The following is a 19,023-nucleotide window of genomic DNA, read 5'->3' as shown; positions in this document are numbered from 1 at the left end:
CCGTCACCTTACCGAGATTTGTTGCTCCGCCATAGCCTGAATTTCGGAGGCTGTCCACCGCTCCGAACAAACCCGCCGTCCCGGCTGCAATGACGCGAAAAATGCCCCCAATTCCAGGGGCACCACTGCTGTCGGCGCGGCGTCCGCGGGCGGCGTGGCGTCGCGCGGGCCGGGTGCCGGATAGGATGGCCGGACCGCGACTGGCGCATTCGAGGTGGAAGCAACCACCGGGAAGCATCCAAGTCCCGCACCGCGCGCCTGGGTGCTGGGCATAAGGACTTCGGGCACCCCCGAAGCTCCCGGAGCACGAAGGTTGCGATGGATCACTCAGTTACCGACACCCAGAACCCGCTGGTCGACACTCCGGTGGCGGCCAATACACTCGGCCGGGTGACGCAGACGACCGCCTCTGTCAATTCCCAGTCCCTCGCCGAACTCGATCCCGAGGTGGCTGCCGCGATGGGTGGCGAGCTCGCCCGCCAGCGCGACACCCTCGAGATGATCGCCTCGGAGAACTTCGTGCCGCGCGCGGTCCTGCAGGCGCAGGGCAGCGTGCTCACCAACAAGTATGCCGAGGGTTACCCGGGCCGCCGCTACTACGGCGGCTGCGAAAACGTCGACGTGGTCGAGGATCTGGCCCGCGCCCGCGTCACCGAGCTCTTCGGCGCGGAATACGCCAATGTCCAGCCGCATTCGGGCGCGCAGGCCAATGCCGCCGTCCTGATGGCGCTGATGAATCCGGGCGAGAAGCTGCTCGGCCTGGATCTGGCGCACGGCGGCCACCTCACGCACGGCATGCGGCTGAACTTCTCCGGCAAGCTGTACGAGGTGCACGCCTACGGCGTCAGCAAGGAAGATCACCGCGTCGATATGGACGAGGTGCGCAAGATCGCTCGCGAGACCCGCCCGAAGGTGATCGTCGCCGGCTGGTCCGCGTACCCGCGGCACCTGGATTTCGCGGCCTTCCGCGAGATCGCCGACGAGGTCGGCGCGTACCTGTGGGTCGATATGGCGCATTTCGCCGGTCTGGTCGCCGCCGGGCTGCACCCGTCGCCGGTGCCGTTCGCCGATGTCGTCTCCTCGACTGTGCACAAGACCCTCGGCGGTCCCCGGTCCGGCCTGATCCTGGCCAAGCAGGAGTTCGCCAAGAAGCTCAACAGCGCGGTGTTCCCGGGCCAGCAGGGCGGCCCGCTCATGCACGCGATCGCCGCCAAGGCCGTGGCGTTCAAGATCGCCGCGGGCGAGGAGTTCGCCGAGCGTCAGGCGCGCACCATCCGCGGCGCCCAGATTCTCGCCGAGCGGCTCACCCGCGAGGATGCCACCTCGAAGGGCATCAATGTCCTCACCGGCGGCACCGATGTGCACCTCGTTCTGGTCGATCTGCGCAACTCGCAGCTGGACGGCCAGCAGGGCGAGGATCTGCTGCACGAAATCGGAATCACCGTGAACCGCAACGCCGTTCCGTTCGACCCGCGCCCGCCGATGGTCACCTCGGGGCTGCGCATCGGCACCCCGGCACTGGCCACCCGCGGCTTCGGCGATGCCGAGTTCACCGAGGTCGCCGAGATCATCGCCGCCGCGCTGACCGGCTCCGCGGAGCTGGATTCGCTGCGCCAGCGGGTCTCCACACTGGCCCAGGCCTTCCCGCTGTACGAGGGCCTCGAGGACTGGCGCCTGCTCGGCTGAGATCAGCCGTAGACGAAAAGCCCCCGCGACCGAATCGGTCGCGGGGGCTTTCGCATATGCCGGGACTGCTTGCCGGATCACCGGGTCGCGAGCGCGACCGTTTACCCGTGCGCGGGCATCGAACCCGTTGCCGAGCAGGCTGGAACACATTGGCGCGCAGGCATGGAACCCATTGGCGCGCAGGCATGGAACCCATTGGCACGCAGGCATGGAACCCATTGGCACGCGGCTGCAGGGCCGTTGACGCTTACGGCGGAGTGGCCGTTGGGTGGAGGGTCAGTTCGCAGGTGGTGTGGGTGCTGCGGGGCGCGGGCGGGGGAGGTCGTCGCGGCGGATCGGCCAGTAGCTGCGCGGGCCGCCGGTCAGGGCGGGGGCTTCGGTGGTGACGACGGAGATCAGCCATTTCGGGCGCGGATTCACCCAGGTGCGTTCCGACCCACCGTTTTTCAGCACGACGGTCGGCACCGTCTCATTGCCGTCGGCGACCTTGCGGACGAATGCCGCCGCCTCCGGGTCCTGCCAGATATCGACTTCGCGATGCACGATCCCATTGCTGTTGAGCGCCCGGCGCAGTCGCGCGCAGAAGGGGCAGCCGGGGCGGCGGTAAACGACCAGTTCAGGGCCGGTGTCAGCGGTCATACCGGGATTGTATGGCGAAAAAGATTGTCCGCGAACAGTTCCTGGCCTTCTATGATGCGCAGGGATCGGAGGACATCATGACGACCACGGTATTCCTGCTCGGTGCGCGGGCGAATGTCATCGAGGATGTGCGGGCGCAGCTGAACGGCTCGGGCATCGAGATCCGTTCCGGGACAGGGCTGGACGAGCTGCGGGCCGCCTTCGCCGAGACGAGCGTCGACCATGTGATCATGGGGTCCGGATTGGATCTCGAGATACGACTGCGCGCCGTGCGCGCGATCTTCGAGACCAGCACTCGCACCACGGTCCATATGAAGGACTGGGATTCGGGCCCCGAGGGTTACCTGCCGTTCGTGCAGGCCGTATTGACCGGCCTGCACGGCAGTGCGTGATCGCCCGGCCTGCACGGCAGTGCGTGATCGGTCAGGCGTGCTTGGTCAGGTAGTCCACGTACAGCGGGCGCAGCACCTCGCCGATCTCGCCCTCGCCCGCGTGCACGTAGTCGTCGAGCATGGGCAGCACGTACTTGATATCGGCCTCGCTCTCGCCCAGATCGCCGGCGGCGGCCTCGGCGGCCGGAATGGACTTCAGCAGCTCCCAGAGGAATTTCACATCACCGCGACGAACCGCGGCCTTGACGGCCCGGTCGTGCAGTTCCTTGGTGGATAGCGCCTCTAGATCCTGGGTATCGGCCATAGCGTCGACTGTAATGGACCCATGGCAGCGCAACCGAGGTACCGGGTCAAGCGCGTGTACGACGCACCCGATGCGGACGACGGCCGCCGGGTGCTGGTGGATCGGCTGTGGCCGCGCGGCATCAGCAAACAGCAGGCGGCGATCGACCACTGGGCCAAGGAGGTGACGCCTTCCACAGAGCTGCGGAGGTGGTATCACGCGGACCCGGAGGCGCGACGCGCCGAATTCGAGACACGGTATCGACTCGAGCTCGACAATGACACGGCCCGAGATGTGCTGGCGCGGTTGCGCCGAGAGGCCGCAGCCGGACCATTGACGCTGGTGACAGCGGTGAAGGAGCCGGAGCACAGTCATGTCCCGGTATTGCTCGGTGAGCTGGCCGAAAGCCCTGCGGGGGAGGGACGTTAACGCGATCTTCACCAACACGCCTGTAAGTCGGGCAGCCGGATTGCGAATTCGGCAGTAACGTCGGGAGTGCGGGCCGCGTAGGTGTGGCTCGTACGGGAGGTCCTGATCGTGGCTGAGCAACTCAGTGCGAGGGGGCCGGCATCCGGCCCTCGGGTCATACGACCCTAACGGCCGACCGGCCCAGCGAGAACATTCGCGCGGTGCCGCGCGAGTGGCAAAGGAGCCCACCGTGACTGATGCACGCTCCGTCAACGCTCCCACCGGGAACGCCGCCTCCAACCGGGGCACGCGCACCACAGGTCCGGGAGTTCGCGCCTCGCAGTCGTCCGATTCCGGACTGAAAACCTTCGTTGTGGATACGTCGGTGCTGCTCTCCGATCCTTGGGCGCTGACCCGCTTCGGCGAGCACCGCGTGGTGCTGCCGCTCGTGGTGATCAGTGAGCTCGAGGGCAAACGTCACCACCACGAACTGGGCTGGTTCGCCCGGGAGGCATTGCGGATGCTGGACGATTTACGTCTGGCACACGGTCGGCTCGACCAGAAGATCCCGATCGGCACCGGGGGCGGAACGCTCCAGGTGGAGCTCAATCACACTGATCCGAGCGTGCTTCCGGTCGGATTCCGCACGGACAGCAACGATTCCCGCATTCTCGCCTGCGCGCTGAATTTCGCGGCCGAGGGTGAACGAGTCGTACTGGTATCCAAGGACATTCCGCTGCGCGTCAAGGCGAGCGCGGTCGGATTGCAGGCGGACGAGTACCACGCCCAGGATGTCGTCACCTCCGGGTGGACCGGCATGGTGGAGATCGAGGTCGGTTCCGAAACCGTGGACCGGCTCTACAGCGATTCCATCATCGATCTCGATGAGGCGCGGGATATGCCGTGCCACACCGGAATCCGGCTGCTGAGCTCGCGCGGCAGCGCACTGGCCCGAGTGTCTCCGGACAAGCGGATCCAGCTGGTGCGCGGCGACCGTGAGGCCTTCGGGTTGCACGGGCGCTCCGCCGAACAGCGCATCGCCCTGGATCTGCTCATGGACGAGAGCATCGGGATCGTCTCGATGGGCGGCCGTGCCGGTACCGGCAAATCCGCGCTCGCCCTCACCGCGGGTCTGGAAGCGGTGCTGGAGCGCCGGACGCATCGCAAGGTGGTGGTCTTCCGCCCGCTGTACGCGGTCGGCGGCCAGGATCTCGGCTATCTGCCCGGTAGTGAGAGCGAGAAGATGGGGCCGTGGGCGCAGGCCGTCTTCGACACCCTCGACGGGCTCGCCAGCCCGGAGGTGATGGAGGAGGTGCAGGCGCGCGGCATGCTGGAGGTGTTGCCGCTCACCCACATTCGCGGGCGGTCGCTGCACGACTCCTTCGTGATCGTGGACGAGGCGCAGTCTCTCGAACGCAATGTGCTGCTGACGGTGCTGAGCCGTTTGGGCAGCGGGTCGCGGGTGGTGCTGACGCACGATGTGGCGCAGCGCGACAACCTGCGGGTCGGCCGGCACGACGGTGTTGCCGCCGTGATCGAAAAGCTCAAGGGGCATCCGCTCTTCGCGCACATCACGCTGACCCGCAGCGAGCGGTCGCCGATCGCGGCACTGGTCACCGAGATGCTGGAGGAGTTCGGGCCGAACGCGTAAGCGTGCGGTAGTTCGGCTGTTCTGATACTTGATCGGCCGCACGGACTCGTGCGGCCGATCAGGCAAATCTTCAGTGTGTGTTTCAACTCACAAGCCGCAGGGTATATTTCGCTGAAATAGCTGCTCGGCGGTTTACTCGGCGAGATCTGCATATTCGCCGAATGGTTGCCGGGTGCCTGGCCCGAGTTTCCGAGAGGATGAAATGCACACCTTCGCTCGACGTACGGCTGGCATCATCGCGGCCGTTGCGGTCGTGACCCTTTTCACCGCGGGCTGCGATAAGGACAATAAGGATTCCAAGTCCGATACGACCACCACGGTCGTGGTGACCACCACCGAGCAGCCGACCACCGGCGGCGAGACCACCGGCGCCACGGAGACCAAGATCGCCACGCGGGACGGTGAAATCGCGGTCGGCGGAACCGTTCTCGCCAAGTACAACGAATTCAAGGGCGAGGCCGGACCGCTCGGCGCGCCCACCGGTCCGGAGCAGGACACACCCGGCGGCGGCATCTCACAGGAATTCGCGGGCGGCGCCATCTGCAGCAGCCCGACCACCGGAACACACGTGGTGTGGGGCGAGATTCGCAAGGCCTGGGACGAGAACGGCGGTCCCGGAGGCAAACTCGGCTACCCGACCAGCGATGAGACCGATATCCCGGGCGGAAAGCAGAGTGAGTTCACCGGCGGCAATATCACCTGGGTGAACGGGCAGACCAGCGTCAACGAGAAGTAGCGGGGCATGCGGTCCGGGGCCTTCCCTGCCCCGGACCGCATTGCCGGAACCCCGGCTGCGGCCGCCCTCGAGGCCATAGCCGTTGCGAATGCACGACGAAGATCCCCACGTTTGCCGCGCAGCCGCTAGGTTGTCCACGTGCAGAACGATTTGGCCGACCGCGAACTGCTGGTATCGCTGGCAGCGGAGGTGGAAGCAAACCTGGTTCGCCATATCGCCCTCGCGGCGGAATGGCAGCCTCACGACTATGTGCCGTGGGACGACGGCCGCAACTTCGAGTTCCTCGGTGGAACCGATTGGGAGCCCGGGCAGTCCGAGCTCAGTGATGTCTCCAAGCTCGCGCTGACCGTGAGCGTGCTGATTGCCGACAATCTGCCCGCGTACCACCGGGAGCTCGGCAAGTACCTGCGCACCGGTCCCTGGTGGCGCTGGGTCGGCCGCTGGACCGCCGAGGAGAACCGGCACGAGATCCTGATCCGGAACTACCTCATGGTGACCCGTGCGGTGGATCCGATCGAGCTCGAGCGTGCGCGCATGACGCATATGGTGGAGGGCTTCAGCCGTCCCGCCATGCATCTGCTCGATGTGCTGGCCGCCTGCGCGCTCGAGGAGACCGCCGCCGCCATCCGGCATCGCAATACCGCGGCAACCGCCGACAGCCCGATCGTCGCCACCATTGCCGAGCGCCTGGCCGCCGACGATGAACTGCAGGCCGTCTTCTTCGCGAATCTGATCTCCGCCGCGCTCGACCTGGCCCCCGATCAGACCGTGCGCGCCATCGCCGACCGCATCGCCGACTTCCACGTCCCCGTGGTCAAGCTCGCAGACGGCACCACCAGCGACGAACTGCTCGCCGAGGCCGGTATCTACGACCGCGCCAACGAGCCCGCCCTCGTCTTCGGCCCACTTCTGGAGCGCTGGAACATCTTCACCCGCACCGACTTCAGCGAAGCCGGCGAAAAGGCCCGCGCAGAACTCGCCCACCTGCGCTCCTGACCCACAGCGTCTCTCGGGCCATCGGCTGAATTTTCAGCGAAGGCCTAAAATGCTCTGGCTGTTGCCACGCCCTCCGGCTGACCCTCAGGGGTCAGCCGGAGGGCGTTCGCGTTCGGTGCGTGCGTGTTCAGCGGCCGCGGGCCGCGCGGAAGAGGCCTACCGCGGTGCCGCGGAGGAAGTTCTCCCAGCTGAAGTGGTCGTGCCACAGGGTGATTCGGCCGTCGCGGAGTTCGAAGGTGCCGCAGACCCAGAAGGCGATCTCGACGGGGCCGAAGCGTAGGTAGTCGGTGCGTTCGGTCAGGACCACGCCGTCCTCGTCGGCGGCCGCGTGGTGCATATCGGCGCGGAAGCCGTAGCGGGGATTGCTGAGCTTGTCCAGAATCCAGCGCACCCGGTCGGCGCCGCGCACATCCGGCAGCGAGGTGTTCTTCCAGACGATGGCGGGATCGACGAGATCGAGGGCCTCGGTGACGGCCTTCATCTCCATGGCGGCGAAGAACTCGCGCACGGTGGTGACGGCATCCTGCTGCAACTCCGGTAAGTCGGACATGGTTCGACTGTAGGCCGAGCGCTCACTGGCGCATAGACATTCGCCGCCTTCGCACCCCCGACACGGTTACTTCCGGCTGTCGATCAGGACGCCGATGCCGTCGAGAATGCGGTCGATCCCGAATCGCAGCGCCTGATTGCGGCCGGTGTCCCCGTCGGGACGGGCGGCCTGCTCGGCGAGGGCCTGTGCGACATGGGGATAGCGGTGGCCGTGCTCGATCAGCACCGCACCCAGTTCCTTGACCAGGTCCTCCTCCATATCGAGTCCGTGTGCCGGCCCGAGCGTCTGCGCCAGGCCGCGGACGTGGCCGAACAGCAGCACCACGCTGTCCATTTGTTCCGACGCGGTCAGGCCGTTGCCGTCCAGGGCGTCGAGTCCGGCCTCCAGCCAGCTCATTTCATTGGGGCCGAGGGGCCGAATGCCCACGGCCAGCTCCAGCCCCCAGTGGTGGGCGCCGAAGCGTTCGAAGGCCGTTTCGGAATAGCGGGTCAGATAGTCGCGCCAGTTTTCGGCGGCACCTGGGGTTTCGGCACCCCGCTCCGGCGGCCGCCCGAGCGCCGCGTCCAGCATGACCGCGGTGAGCTCGGCCTTGCCCGGGACATAGCGGTACAGCGCCATCTTGGCGCACCCCAGCCGTTCGGCCAGTCGCTGCATGGACAGATTGCCGAGCCCCTCGGCATCGGCGAGCGCCATGGCCTCGGCGACGATCTGCTCGAGCGTGAGGGAGGGTTTCGGCCCGCGCTTGGGCTTCTGCTCGATACCCCAGAGCAGCTCTGTTGTGGTCGGTCCCGGCATGCCGTCATCCTCCCGGAATTTCCGCTTGACGTCTAACTGCGTCCATCATACGCTAATCAACAACAGCGGCCGACGGACGCAAATAAATATCAGGAGCGACATCATGCGCAACACCACCGTTCTCATCTCCGGCGCTTCCATCGCGGGCCCGGCCCTGGCCTACTGGCTGAGCCGCTACGGCTTCGACGTCACCGTGGTCGAGAAGTCCCCCGCACTGCGGGCGGGCGGCCAGGCGGTCGACTTCACCGGCCACACCCACATGGCGGTGCTGGAGCGCATGGGCGTCCTCGAGGACATCGAGCGCCGCCAGACCGGCAAGACCGATATGGTGATCGTCGATGAGGGCGGGAACGAAAAGGCTTTCATCTCAGGCGATTTCACCGGTGGCGATATCGAGATCCTGCGCGGCGATCTGGCCGACGTCATCTACCAGCGCACCGCGCGGAACTGCCGATACCTGTTCGGCGACACCATTACCGCGCTCGACGAGACCGCCGACGGCGTCCATGTCGAGTTCGCGCACGCCCCCGCTCAGCGCTTCGATCTCGTCTTCGGCGCGGACGGCATCCACTCCCGGGTGCGCAAGCTCGCCTTCGGCCCGGAGCAGAAGTTCGTGAAGCACCAGGGCCACTACTACTGCCTCGCGGGCGCGTCGAAGTGGGAGAGCCGGCCCGATGCCCCGCGCGAGCGCGCGGTGGCCTACGCCCTCAATACGCCGGGCCATCTGGCCAGCCTCGGCAACTCCAAGGCCGCGCAGATGTACATGTTCGCCTCGCCCCAACTCGACTACGACCGTGATGATTTCGACGCCCAGCGCCGCATCGTCGCCGAGCATTTCGCCGGAATCGGCTGGGAGGTACCGCGCATGCTGGCCGATCTGCCGCATCTGGACGGCTTCTACCTCGACTCCCTCAGCAAGGTGACGATGAAGAACTTCGTGCAGGGCCGAGTGGCCCTGGTCGGTGATGCGGGCTACGGCAATACCCTCGCCGGCTTCGGCAGCGGTCTCGCGATTGTCGGCGCATACGTTCTCGCCGGTGAATTGGCCGCCGCGGACGGCGATTACACCGTCGCCTTCCCGCGCTACCAGGAGATGATGAAGCGCACCGGGAAAATGGCCGGCGCCTCCAGCCCGGGCGCATTCCTGGCGCCGAAGACCGCGCTCGGGCTGCGCTTCCGCAATTGGTTCCTGGGCTCCCGCTTCTTCGCCATGATGGTCAAGTCCGCCGAGAAGTCCAAGAACGATATCGATCTGAAGAACTACCCGGAAATCGTTGCCGCTCGGTGAAATACGACAAATGCGGGCACGGTGGCGAATGCCTTCCGTGTCCGCACAGTCGTGTCCGGAATTACCTCCGGTGCGGGCTCACTCCTTGTTGTAGTCGACCTTCGACATGGACAGCACATCGAGACGGCGGTCGAGTTCCTCGACCGAGAGGTTGTCGCCGATCAAACCGCGATCGATGACCGTCTGGCGAATCGTCTTGTGCGACTTGACCGCCTCCTTGGCGACCGCTGCGGCCTCCTCGTACCCGATGGCCGAATTCAACGGCGTCACAATGGACGGCGAGGATTCGGCGAGCCGGCGCAGCCGCTCCACATCGGCGACCAGCCCCGCCACGCACTTATCGGCGAAGAGCCGGGACACATTGGCCAGCAGCCGGATCGACTCCAGCACATTGCGCGCCATCACCGGAATGTAGACATTGAGCTCGAAGGCCCCATTGCCGCCGCCCCAGGCGATCGCGGCGTCATTGCCGATGACCTGTGCCGCCACCTGCGTAACAGCCTCGGGCAGTACCGGATTCACCTTGCCGGGCATGATCGAGGAACCGGGCTGCAGATCCGGCAGCTGGATCTCGGACAGACCGGTGAGCGGGCCCGAACCCATCCAGCGAATATCGTTCGCGATCTTGGTGAGGCTGATGGCGACCGTGCGCAGCGCACCGGACAGCTCGACCAGGCCGTCGCGGGCGGCCTGCGCCTCGAAATGGTTGCGGGCCTCCGACAGTGCGTCGATATCCGTCGACTTCTTCAGCTGGGCAACCACTTTCGCGCCGAACCCGTCGGGGGCGTTCAGGCCGGTGCCGACCGCGGTGCCGCCGATGGCCAGCTCACCCAGGCGCGGAAGCGTGGTCAGCAGGCGTTCGATACCGGCGCTGACCTGCCGGGTGTAGCCGCTGAACTCCTGGCCCAGGGTGATCGGCACGGCATCCATGAGGTGGGTGCGGCCGGACTTCACCACATCCCGCCACTGCACCGACTTGTCCAGCAGCGCCAGCCGCAGATGATCGAGCGCCGGGACGAGGTCCTTCACCACGGCCTCGGTAGCGGCGACATGCGTTGCGGTGGGGAAGGTGTCGTTGGAGGACTGCGACATGTTCACATCGTCGTTGGGATGCACGGTGACGCCATTGCGCGCGGCGATCCCGGCGATCACCTCATTGGCGTTCATATTCGAGCTGGTGCCCGAGCCGGTCTGGAATACGTCGATCGGGAACTGGTCGTCGTGCTTGCCGTCGGCGATCTCGGTGGCGGCGGCGACAATGGCATCCGCCTTGGCCGGGTCCAGCAGACCCAGATCGCGGTTCACGGTCGCGCAGGCCGCCTTCAGCAGGCCCAGCGCCCGGATCTGCGCGCGCTCCAGGCCGCGGCCACTGATGGGGAAGTTCTCTACCGCTCGCTGAGTCTGCGCCCGCCACAGTGCGTCTACGGGAACACGGACCTCACCCATGGTGTCGTGTTCGATGCGGTACCGGGTGTCGTCTGCCATGAATCCGACCCTAGGCCCGCACCGGGGCGGATGGGGGTGCCACGCCTGAGGGAATCAGCACACGGCCGCTCGGGAATAGGGCCGGAACACGGCAACGGCCGGAGCGCATTCGAAGCGCTCCGGCCGTCATCGTCGAACCTGCTGTGCCGGAGTCATTGCCCCGGTGCGGGTTTCGCGGCTCAGAACATGGGCGGGGCGGCCTGGTCGTCGCCCACGAAGTCGACCGACGCGTATTCGCGCAGCTTGGTGAGGCGGTGGTAGGCATCGACGATGCGCACGGTGCCGGACTTGGCGCGCATGACGATGGACTGGGTGTACGCGCCGCCGCCGAAGTAGCGCACGCCGCGCACCAGATCGCCGTCGGTGACGCCGGTGGCGCTGAAGAAGACGTCCTCACCGGAGACGAGATCCTCGGTATTGAGCACGCGGTCCAGATCGTGGCCGGCGTCGAGGGCCTTCTGCCGCTCCTCGTCGTCCTTCGGGGCCAGCTTGCCCTGCAGCGCACCGCCCATACAGCGCATGGCGGCCGCGGCGATAATGCCCTCGGGCGTGCCGCCGATGCCGATCAGCACGTCGACGCCGGATTCCGGGCGGGCGCAGGCGATGGCGCCGGCGACGTCACCGTCGGAGATGAGGCGGATGCGGGCGCCCGCATCGCGGACATCCTGGATGTACTGATTGTGGCGCGGGCGATCCAGCACGCACACGGTCAGATCGGAGACGAAGGAGTTCTTGGCCTTGGCGACGCGGCGCAAGTTCTCCGCGATCGGGGCCGCGAGATCGATGACGTCGGCGGCTTCGGGGCCGACCGCGATCTTCTCCATGTAGAACACGGCCGACGGGTCGAACATGGCGCCGCGTTCGGCGACCGCGAGCACGGAGATCGCGCCGGGCGAGCCCTTGGCCATCAGGGTGGTGCCGTCGATGGGGTCGACCGCGAAGTCCAGTTCCGGGCCCTCGCCATTGCCGACCAGCTCACCGTTGTAGAGCATGGGCGCTTCGTCCTTCTCGCCCTCGCCGATCACCACGATGCCGCGCATGGTGACCGTCGATACCAACTGCCGCATGGCGTCCACTGCCGCGCCGTCGCCGCCCTCTTTGTCGCCGCGGCCGACCCAGCGACCCGCTGCCATCGCGCCGGCCTCGGTGACCCGGACCAACTCCAGAGCGAGGTTGCGGTCCGGGGCCTCACGGCGGGATGCGGGTGTCGGTGCCGTCATTACGGTGCCTCCTAGGTTGTCTACTGCTGCGTGAATTGTCGCATTGCGCCTCGAGGCTCTAGACAAGTACTTGCGTTTCACTTCCGCCTCGGCGCTGGACCTTTACGGACGAGCCGCTTGACGCGGGGGATCGGCGGGGGCGCCGACACCTGCCCTGTGAGGAGGGTCGCAGTAAGGGGCCGTGGATACTGGGGGCGTGTCGAACACGAAGCCGCGGATCCTGAACGACTGGCGGGACCTCATCTGGTCCCTCCTGCCACTGGTACTGATCTGCCTGGTCATTGCCGGCATCGCCAGCCAGTGCACCTTCACCGCGAACGGCCCCACCCAGGGCCAGGTTCCGCACTTCGATGCGCACACCGCTCTCGCGGACGATGCCAAGACCATCGGGTTCCCGATCCGCGAGCCCGCGCTGTCCGCCGATTGGAAGCCGAACTCCGGCAGTCGCGACACCATTCCCGCCGCGGGCGGCGGCGCGGTGAGCACCGTCGGATACATCACACCGCAGGGCAGCTACATGCAGTTCACGCAGTCCAATGCCACCGAGGACGTGCTCGCCAAGAAGATCGTCGGCGCCCGCTACGCCAGCGGCACCGCGCAGATCGGCGACCGCAAGTGGGTCGAATACTCCGAGCCCGGCAGCGAACCCGCATGGATCACCGACTTCGGCGATGTCCGAGTCCTGATCAAGGGCGCCGGCAACGCGACCGCCTTCAACACCCTCGCGAACGCCGTGGACAACGCGCAGCCGCTCCCCGCGCACTGATCGCGGACCGCACGCGATAGCCCGTCTCGGTCGGGCAACGGAACAGCCCGTGTCGCCGTCGGACAGCAGTGAGATGTGCTGTGCGACTACGACACGGGCTGTTCGGTCCGACGCGGGCTGTGTGATTACGACGCGGGCCGGTCGGTTCGGCGCGACCTACTTCTCCGTGGTGCGGTGGGAGAGGGCGTCTTCGACGCGTTTGCGCGCACCGGCGAGGTGCTCCTCGCAGCGGTTGGCGAGGGCTTCGCCGCGCTCCCAGAGGGAGAGGGAATCGTCGAGGTCGAGGCCGCCCTGTTCGAGCATCTTCACCACATTGACGAGTTCGTCACGGGCGCGTTCGTAACCGAAGGCGGCGATCTCGGTGAGGTCGGACTCAGTCATTCGGGGTGGATTCCTTTCGGGGGCCGAGGGATTGGGAGCCGAGCGCGGCGGCGGTGAGTGCACCGTCGGCGACCCGGATGCGGAGCTGACTGCCCGCGGGGGCGTCGTCGATGGAGCGCACCACCTCGCGTTCCTTGCCGACGACCTTCTGCACCACCGCGTAACCGCGTGACAGGGTCGCCGCGGGTCCCAGTGCGGAGAGTTTTTCCCGCAGGTGCCGGGTGGCCGTGGATTCGGTGGTGAGGCTCTGGTTGATGGCGCGGCGGGTGGCGGTGCGGAAACGCTCCACCTCGTCGTGGCGCTGCTCCAGCAGGCGCAGCGGGTCCGACAGCACCGGACGGGAGCGGAGTTGTTGCAGGGCACGGGATTCGCGATCCACCCAGCCACGCAGCGCCGCGGCGGCACGGGCCTGCAATTCGCGCAGCAGCGCGGATTCGGCGGCGGCGTCGGGGACTATGCGCTTGGCGGCATCGGTGGGGGTCGCGGCGCGCAGGTCGGCGACATAGTCGCTGAGCGGATTGTCGGGCTCGTGACCGATCGCGCTGACAATCGGAGTCTTGGCCGAAACTATTGCCCGGCAGAGGGTTTCATCGGAGAAGGGCAGCAGATCCTCGACACTGCCGCCGCCGCGCGCGAGCACGATGACGTCCACCGCCTCATCGGCGTCCAGGGCGGCGAGCGCCTCCAGGATCTGCGGCACCGCGGTCGGGCCCTGTACGGCGGTATTGCGGATCTCGAATTGCACGGCGGGCCAGCGCTGGGTGGCCACCGTCACCACATCGTGCTCGGCGGCGCTGGCGCGGCCGGTGATGAGGCCGATGCGATTGGGCAGGAAGGGAATCGGGCGCTTGAGGCGCGGATCGAAGAGGCCCTCCGCGGCCAGCAGCGCCTTGAGCCGTTCGATGCGGGCGAGCAATTCGCCGATGCCGACCGGTCGGATCTCGGTGACGCGCAAGGAGACCGTGCCGCGCGCGGTGAAGAACGACAGCTTGCCGTAGACCACCACCCGGCTGCCCTCCTGCAGCGGCACCGGCGAATTGCGCAGCAGATCCGGATCGCAGGTCACCGTGAGCGACATATCGGCGGCGGTATCGCGCAGCACCAGGAAGGCGGTGCGGGTGCCGGGACGCAGATTGATCTGGGTGATCTGCCCCTCCACCCAGACCGCGCCCAGCTTGTCGATCCACTGCGCCACCTTCACGGCAACGGTGCGCACCGGCATCGGATTCTCGGCGGAACTCGGCGGCTTCGCCGGCTGGTCGGTGGTCACCGCACCGATTCTGGCAGTACCGACCGACGGGAACCCGCAGCGCCCGCCGAAAAGGCGTCCGGCAACGTCGAACGCCGACCGCCTGGGCATACCCCCTGACGATCGGCGCTGGTGGATCTTCGGTCATTTGGCCTTAACGGTGGCGATCCGGTTCGTCAGCATGGTGACGAACGGGGCGCGGTCGCGGGTGCCCTGTTCGTACGCCAGCAGCGTGGCCAGATCGTCGATGGTGAGCATGCGCAGCCGGGCGCGCAGCTGCGCCAGGGTCATGTTCGGGTAGTCGTAGCGGGTGGCCACTTCGGGCTCGACCACCGCGACGCTGCCATTCTGATGGCCGTTGGTCGAGGCCTTGGAAGGCGTTGCGGGGGCGGCGATTTCGGCCGCCTCCGCCTCCGGCTCGGCGACGGCTACGGCCTCCGGCTCGGCGACAGCTGTCTCCGGCTCGATGACAACAGCCGCCTCCGGCTCGGGGACAGAAGCCGCCTCCGGCGGGGTGGCCGATTCCTCGGCGACGGGCTCGGCGATCGGTTCCGGTTCGGCCGCAATCGGTTCGAAGACGGGTGCGGCCGGGGTTTCGGTGACCGATTCCTCGGCGACGAACAGGTCGAAACTGCTCTTGCGTGCCGATTCCGGTGCGGCGCTCGGGGTTTGCTCGAAGGACTCGTCCTCATCGAACGTTGCCCATGCCGGCTGTTCTTCCGGCTGATTGATCAAACGGTCGAAAACGGCATCGCCTTTGAGAGCGAGGCTGGTCACGAACTGCTGCAGATGCATGGTCGTCTGCAGCATCTGACTGATCGCGGTGATCGGGAAATTGATTGCGTTGGTCGGTAGCCGACGAGTTTCCTCGAGGGCATAGACGGCAGCCCCGGCGGCGACCCGGGCCAGGAACGGAGGTCGGAACATGCCCCTAGCCTGCCCGAAACGCACTGTGATGCAAAGGCGAGAAGTCGCCAAATGTGATTCTTTGTCCTATTTGCCCTTGACTGCACGTGCTTCCGGGCCGCTGAACCAGCCGGAGCGCAGCGCGGGAAAATCAAGCACAGTATTCTGGGGAGCATGTCCTCGGCTATCCCTTTGAACGTCGGAATCGTCCGGTCCGTGGCAGGTGATACCGACTCGCCGAAACGGGTACTGCTCGCCGAACCTCGTGGTTACTGCGCCGGTGTCGACCGCGCGGTCGTCACTGTCGAGAAGGCGCTGGAGAAGCATGGCGCCCCCCTCTATGTACGCAAGGAGATCGTGCACAACCGGCACGTGGTGGAGACGCTGCGGGACCGCGGTGTGATCTTCGTCGATGAGACCGACGAGGTGCCCCCGGGCGCGGTCGTGGTTTTCTCGGCGCACGGTGTCTCGCCGGCGGTGCACGAGTCGGCCGCCGCGCGTGATCTGCACACCATCGATGCCACCTGCCCGCTGGTGACCAAGGTGCATCAGGAGGCCAAGCGCTTCGCTCGCGACGACTTCGACATTCTGCTCATCGGCCATGAGGGCCATGAGGAGGTGGAGGGCACCGCGGGTGAGGCGCCGGAGCACATTCAGCTGGTCGACGGTCCCGACTCGGTCGACAGGGTGACCGTGCGCGATGAGAACAAGGTGATCTGGCTCTCCCAGACCACGCTGTCGGTGGACGAGACCATGGAGACCGTGCACCGGTTGCGCGCGCGGTTCCCGAATCTGCAGGATCCGCCGAGCGATGACATCTGCTACGCCACGTCCAACCGCCAGACCGCGGTGAAGGCCATGGCCCCGGCCTGCGATCTGGTGATCGTGGTCGGTTCCCGCAATTCCTCCAATTCGGTGCGGCTGGTCGAGGTCGCGCTCGGTGCGGGCGCCAAGGCCTCGTATCTGGTCGATTACGCCCGCGAGGTCGATCCGGCCTGGTTCGAGGGTGTGCGCACCATCGGCCTCACCTCGGGCGCCTCGGTGCCGGAGATTCTGGTCGAGGGCGTGCTGGAATTGCTGGCCGAACACGGTTTCGGCGATGTGCAGCCGGTGTCCACCGCCAATGAAACGCTGGTTTTCTCGCTGCCGCGTGAATTGCGTGCCGCGCGAGGCTGATTCACCTGAGATAGCGCTGATTCACCTCGAATAGCGAAAAATCCCCGCACTCTCCGGTGCGGGGATTTCTGTTTTCTGCGTCAGTTCTCAGCGTTCGATGCGGCCGGAATCTCGTTCGCGGTAGCGCACATTCGGGCGCGGGTGCGGCGGCACCTCGGGGTTCGCCGCACGACGGCGGCGGGGCTCCGCCGCGGGGTTGGCCGCCGGATTGGCGCGGTCCGGCGGCGGCCTGCGATCGACCGGAGGCTTGCGGTCCATCGGCGGTTTGCGGTCCATGGGGGGCTTGCCGCGATCGGCGGGGGGCTTGTTGCGATCGACCGGAGGCTTGCGGTCCGGGGCGGCCTTGCGGTCGGCGGGCGGGGTGCGCTTGCGATCGGCCGGGGGCTGCCGGTTGGCGCCCGGTTGGCCGGGCGCGCCCTGGCGATCCGGTGCTCCCACGCGCGGCGGGCGAGCGGCCACCCGGCCGCCGGGCGCCCGGCGGCCCGCTGCCGGGGTGGACGCGGGTGGATCGCCCGCGTCCGGCACTGCCGAGTTGGGGCCGAAGCGTCGTCTGGCGGGGTCCTTGGCAGCGGCCGCGCCGGCGCGCTGGGCGCGCGCGGCTCCGGTGGGCCGGGGGGTGCGGGTCCGCGGGGTGCGCGGCGTGCTGTCCGAATCCTTGTTCTGCTCGCGGCGGTTCAGCACCACTCGCACCGCACCGACGATCAGGACCAGCACGGTGGCCAGCGCCATGGTGGGAAAGCGATTCACCAGCGGGATGGCCAGGTTCAGCAGAATGTCTTTGAGCTTCAGGCTGCCGGAGTTGCCGAGCAGCAACTGATAGGAGATCGGCACAGCGACGAACAGCAGCAGCGGGGGCAGCACCATGGTGGTGAAGAGCCCGCGATATCGGACGACGAGCGCGGCCGCCAGGCAGCCGATCACGTACAGCGTCGCGAAGGTGCCGGTCAGCTCGGACCCGCCCTGCTTATCGATGAAGAATCCGATGAACGTGCAGGTCACGGCAATGAGCACAGCGGCGCCCGCCGGGACGCCGGGGACCGTCGGCAGGATCGAACGGTGCGACGGGGGCACCTCTGCTCGCTCACGCTGGGTAACTGCCACGTCAAGCACACTAAAGCATGCGGCTGCTCCGCGAGGGAGGCGACATCATGCGGTGATCCGTAATGGCATTGCCCTATTAGTCGGATTCGGCGAATCCGACGGCCCGGGGCCAGGTTTCCACCTGATGTAATTCCGGCACCGGGGTGTCCGAAATCTCTAGATCATGAAGTTTGCGGGCCGTCACCATGACTCGTGTTTCGACCGAGGCGACGGTGTGATTGAACGAGTCCACCGCCTTGCCGAGTTGTGCGCCCAGCCGATCCAAATGGCGGCCGGTGGTGCCCAGCCGGGTGTACAGCTCGCGGCCGAGCTGCTGGATCAGCGCCATATCCTGCGACATGGCCTCCTGTCGCCAGCCGAGCGCCACCGTCCGCAGTAGTGCGATCAATGTGGTCGGGGTAGCGAGCACCACATTGCGGCCGAAGGCGTACTCGAGCAGACCCGGGTCGGCGCCCATGGCGGCATCCAGGAACGGATCGCCGGGGACGAAGAGAACGACGAATTCCGGGGACGGATCGAATGCCGCCCAGTACTCCTTCGCGGCCAATTGATCGACATGATTGCGCAGGTGTTTGGCATGGCGGGCGAGGTGGTGATCACGCTCGCGCGGCTCCTCGGTGGCCGCGGCCTCCAGATAGGCGGTGCACGGCACCTTGGCGTCCACCACGATCTGCCGCCCGGCGGACAGGCGCACCACCAGGTCCGGGCGCACCACGCCCTCGGTGGTTCCGGTGGTGCCGGCGCGGCGGGTGACCTGGGTATCGAAATCGCAGTGCCGGGTCATGCCCGCGAGTTCGACCACGCGCTCCAACTGGATTTCGCCCCAGCGGCCGCGCACCTGCGGCGCCCGCAGCGCGGCGACCAATTGCCCGGTCTGCGTGGAGAGATGGAGTGAGGTGCGCTGCATACCCGCAACCTGTTCGCGCAGGCCGGAATACGCGTTGATGCGATTGTGCTCGACCTCCTGGATGTGCCGGTTCAGGGTGCCGACCGCCTCGCGCAGCGGTTCCATCATCGAACCGAGGGCGTGCGATTGCCGCCGTGCCGCATCCTCACTGGCCGCACCCAGCGACTGATGCAGGAGCCGCTCGTTGTCGTGCATGGCCGAGAGCCGGGCCTCGGCCACCGCCGCGCGCTGACCCGCGCGCGCGGAGTGCCCGAGCCAGCCCAGGCCGAGTCCTGCGAGGAACACCAAAAGCAGCGCGAACAGCATCGGTGCGGTCATGGGTGGCGAGTTTGCCCTATGCCACCGACAAAACCGCGAAACCGGCAACCGCGTGGCAGCTTTCGACGGAGCCGGTCGGCGCGCCGGGGT

General features: G+C 67.0%; 20 protein-coding genes and 1 riboswitch. Of the genes, 9 read left to right on the top strand and 11 right to left on the bottom strand.

What is annotated here, in order from left to right:
• The first annotated feature begins 186 nt into the window (after window positions 1-186).
• Window positions 187-271: riboswitch (ZMP/ZTP riboswitch) on the top strand.
• A 119-nt stretch (window positions 272-390) separates the two neighbouring features.
• Window positions 391-1,686, top strand: coding sequence for a serine hydroxymethyltransferase (glyA, locus tag OG326_RS38500; protein ID WP_327146719.1), 1,296 nt, complete (start codon window positions 391-393; stop codon window positions 1,684-1,686).
• 276 nt (window positions 1,687-1,962) lie between these two features.
• On the opposite strand, the gene OG326_RS38495 is transcribed toward glyA, so the two are convergent.
• Entirely contained in the window at window positions 1,963-2,325 is a 363-nt protein-coding gene (locus tag OG326_RS38495) for a glutaredoxin family protein (protein ID WP_327142023.1), read from the bottom strand.
• 11 nt (window positions 2,326-2,336) lie between these two features.
• On the opposite strand from OG326_RS38495, the gene OG326_RS38490 reads away from it, so the two are divergent.
• Window positions 2,337-2,717 carry a hypothetical protein gene (locus tag OG326_RS38490; RefSeq protein ID WP_327142022.1) on the top strand — a complete coding sequence of 127 codons (381 nt, stop codon included), beginning with the start codon at window positions 2,337-2,339 and terminating at the stop codon, window positions 2,715-2,717.
• Window positions 2,718-2,748: 31 nt separating this feature from the next.
• Here the strand turns inward: OG326_RS38490 and OG326_RS38485 are convergent, their stop codons facing one another.
• On the bottom strand, window positions 2,749-3,021 hold the full coding sequence (locus tag OG326_RS38485; RefSeq protein ID WP_327142021.1) for a hypothetical protein: 273 nt from the start codon (window positions 3,019-3,021) through the stop codon (window positions 2,749-2,751).
• Between the two features lie 21 nt (window positions 3,022-3,042).
• On the opposite strand from OG326_RS38485, the gene OG326_RS38480 reads away from it, so the two are divergent.
• From OG326_RS38480 to OG326_RS38465, 4 genes are all read left to right on the top strand, one after another.
• A complete protein-coding gene (locus tag OG326_RS38480) occupies window positions 3,043-3,429 on the top strand; it encodes a DUF488 domain-containing protein (RefSeq protein ID WP_327142020.1) in 387 nt (128 codons plus the stop codon).
• A gap of 229 nt (window positions 3,430-3,658) precedes the next feature.
• Window positions 3,659-5,059 (top strand): PhoH family protein, encoded by a 1,401-nt coding sequence (locus OG326_RS38475; protein ID WP_327142019.1) that lies wholly within the window; start codon window positions 3,659-3,661, stop codon window positions 5,057-5,059.
• Between the two features lie 202 nt (window positions 5,060-5,261).
• Complete coding sequence (locus OG326_RS38470; RefSeq protein WP_327142018.1) at window positions 5,262-5,795, top strand: LGFP repeat-containing protein; 534 nt, start codon at window positions 5,262-5,264, stop codon at window positions 5,793-5,795.
• Between the two features lie 138 nt (window positions 5,796-5,933).
• Window positions 5,934-6,791 (top strand): acyl-ACP desaturase, encoded by an 858-nt coding sequence (locus tag OG326_RS38465; protein WP_327142017.1) that lies wholly within the window; start codon window positions 5,934-5,936, stop codon window positions 6,789-6,791.
• Between the two features lie 127 nt (window positions 6,792-6,918).
• Here the strand turns inward: OG326_RS38465 and OG326_RS38460 are convergent, their stop codons facing one another.
• Window positions 6,919-7,341: a limonene-1,2-epoxide hydrolase family protein gene (locus tag OG326_RS38460; RefSeq protein ID WP_327142016.1), complete on the bottom strand. Its 423-nt coding sequence runs from the start codon at window positions 7,339-7,341 to the stop codon at window positions 6,919-6,921.
• Between the two features lie 66 nt (window positions 7,342-7,407).
• Window positions 7,408-8,136 (bottom strand): TetR/AcrR family transcriptional regulator, encoded by a 729-nt coding sequence (locus OG326_RS38455; RefSeq protein WP_327142015.1) that lies wholly within the window; start codon window positions 8,134-8,136, stop codon window positions 7,408-7,410.
• Between the two features lie 103 nt (window positions 8,137-8,239).
• Here OG326_RS38455 and OG326_RS38450 point away from each other — a divergent pair, with 103 nt between their 5' ends.
• Window positions 8,240-9,424, top strand: coding sequence for an FAD-dependent monooxygenase (locus OG326_RS38450; RefSeq protein ID WP_327142014.1), 1,185 nt, complete (start codon window positions 8,240-8,242; stop codon window positions 9,422-9,424).
• A gap of 78 nt (window positions 9,425-9,502) precedes the next feature.
• Here the strand turns inward: OG326_RS38450 and OG326_RS38445 are convergent, their stop codons facing one another.
• Both OG326_RS38445 and glpX read right to left on the bottom strand, forming a co-directional pair.
• Complete coding sequence (locus tag OG326_RS38445) at window positions 9,503-10,909, bottom strand: class II fumarate hydratase (RefSeq protein ID WP_327142013.1); 1,407 nt, start codon at window positions 10,907-10,909, stop codon at window positions 9,503-9,505.
• A gap of 179 nt (window positions 10,910-11,088) precedes the next feature.
• Window positions 11,089-12,129 (bottom strand): class II fructose-bisphosphatase, encoded by a 1,041-nt coding sequence (gene glpX, locus OG326_RS38440; protein ID WP_327142012.1) that lies wholly within the window; start codon window positions 12,127-12,129, stop codon window positions 11,089-11,091.
• A gap of 196 nt (window positions 12,130-12,325) precedes the next feature.
• On the opposite strand from glpX, the gene OG326_RS38435 reads away from it, so the two are divergent.
• The gene (locus tag OG326_RS38435; RefSeq protein ID WP_327142011.1) at window positions 12,326-12,895 is read left to right on the top strand and encodes a DUF4245 domain-containing protein; all 570 of its coding nucleotides are present in this window, start codon (window positions 12,326-12,328) and stop codon (window positions 12,893-12,895) included.
• A gap of 156 nt (window positions 12,896-13,051) precedes the next feature.
• Here OG326_RS38435 and OG326_RS38430 read toward each other — a convergent pair whose 3' ends face one another.
• The 3 genes from OG326_RS38430 to OG326_RS38420 all read right to left on the bottom strand — a co-directional run bounded on the left by OG326_RS38430 (window position 13,052) and on the right by OG326_RS38420 (window position 15,452).
• Window positions 13,052-13,276: an exodeoxyribonuclease VII small subunit gene (locus OG326_RS38430; RefSeq protein ID WP_327142010.1), complete on the bottom strand. Its 225-nt coding sequence runs from the start codon at window positions 13,274-13,276 to the stop codon at window positions 13,052-13,054.
• Window positions 13,269-14,498 carry an exodeoxyribonuclease VII large subunit gene (gene xseA, locus OG326_RS38425; protein WP_442791092.1) on the bottom strand — a complete coding sequence of 410 codons (1,230 nt, stop codon included), beginning with the start codon at window positions 14,496-14,498 and terminating at the stop codon, window positions 13,269-13,271. Before xseA ends, OG326_RS38430 begins: the two co-directional genes overlap by 8 nt.
• A 171-nt stretch (window positions 14,499-14,669) precedes the next feature.
• On the bottom strand, window positions 14,670-15,452 hold the full coding sequence (locus OG326_RS38420; RefSeq protein WP_327142008.1) for a lipid droplet-associated protein: 783 nt from the start codon (window positions 15,450-15,452) through the stop codon (window positions 14,670-14,672).
• Window positions 15,453-15,605: 153 nt separating this feature from the next.
• On the opposite strand from OG326_RS38420, the gene OG326_RS38415 reads away from it, so the two are divergent.
• Complete coding sequence (locus OG326_RS38415) at window positions 15,606-16,607, top strand: 4-hydroxy-3-methylbut-2-enyl diphosphate reductase (protein ID WP_327142007.1); 1,002 nt, start codon at window positions 15,606-15,608, stop codon at window positions 16,605-16,607.
• Window positions 16,608-16,694: 87 nt separating this feature from the next.
• Here OG326_RS38415 and OG326_RS38410 read toward each other — a convergent pair whose 3' ends face one another.
• Together OG326_RS38410 and OG326_RS38405 are read right to left on the bottom strand one after the other, a co-directional pair.
• Entirely contained in the window at window positions 16,695-17,708 is a 1,014-nt protein-coding gene (locus tag OG326_RS38410) for a DUF6542 domain-containing protein (RefSeq protein WP_327142006.1), read from the bottom strand.
• A 76-nt stretch (window positions 17,709-17,784) separates the two neighbouring features.
• Entirely contained in the window at window positions 17,785-18,933 is a 1,149-nt protein-coding gene (locus OG326_RS38405) for a DNA recombination protein RmuC (protein WP_327142005.1), read from the bottom strand.
• Between the last annotated feature and the right edge of the window lie 90 nt (window positions 18,934-19,023).

Source organism: Nocardia sp. NBC_01327, from assembly GCF_035958815.1.
Lineage (GTDB): Bacteria > Actinomycetota > Actinomycetes > Mycobacteriales > Mycobacteriaceae > Nocardia.
The sequence above is the reverse complement of the archived record's forward strand: the minus strand, read 5'-3'. Positions and strand labels throughout refer to the sequence as shown.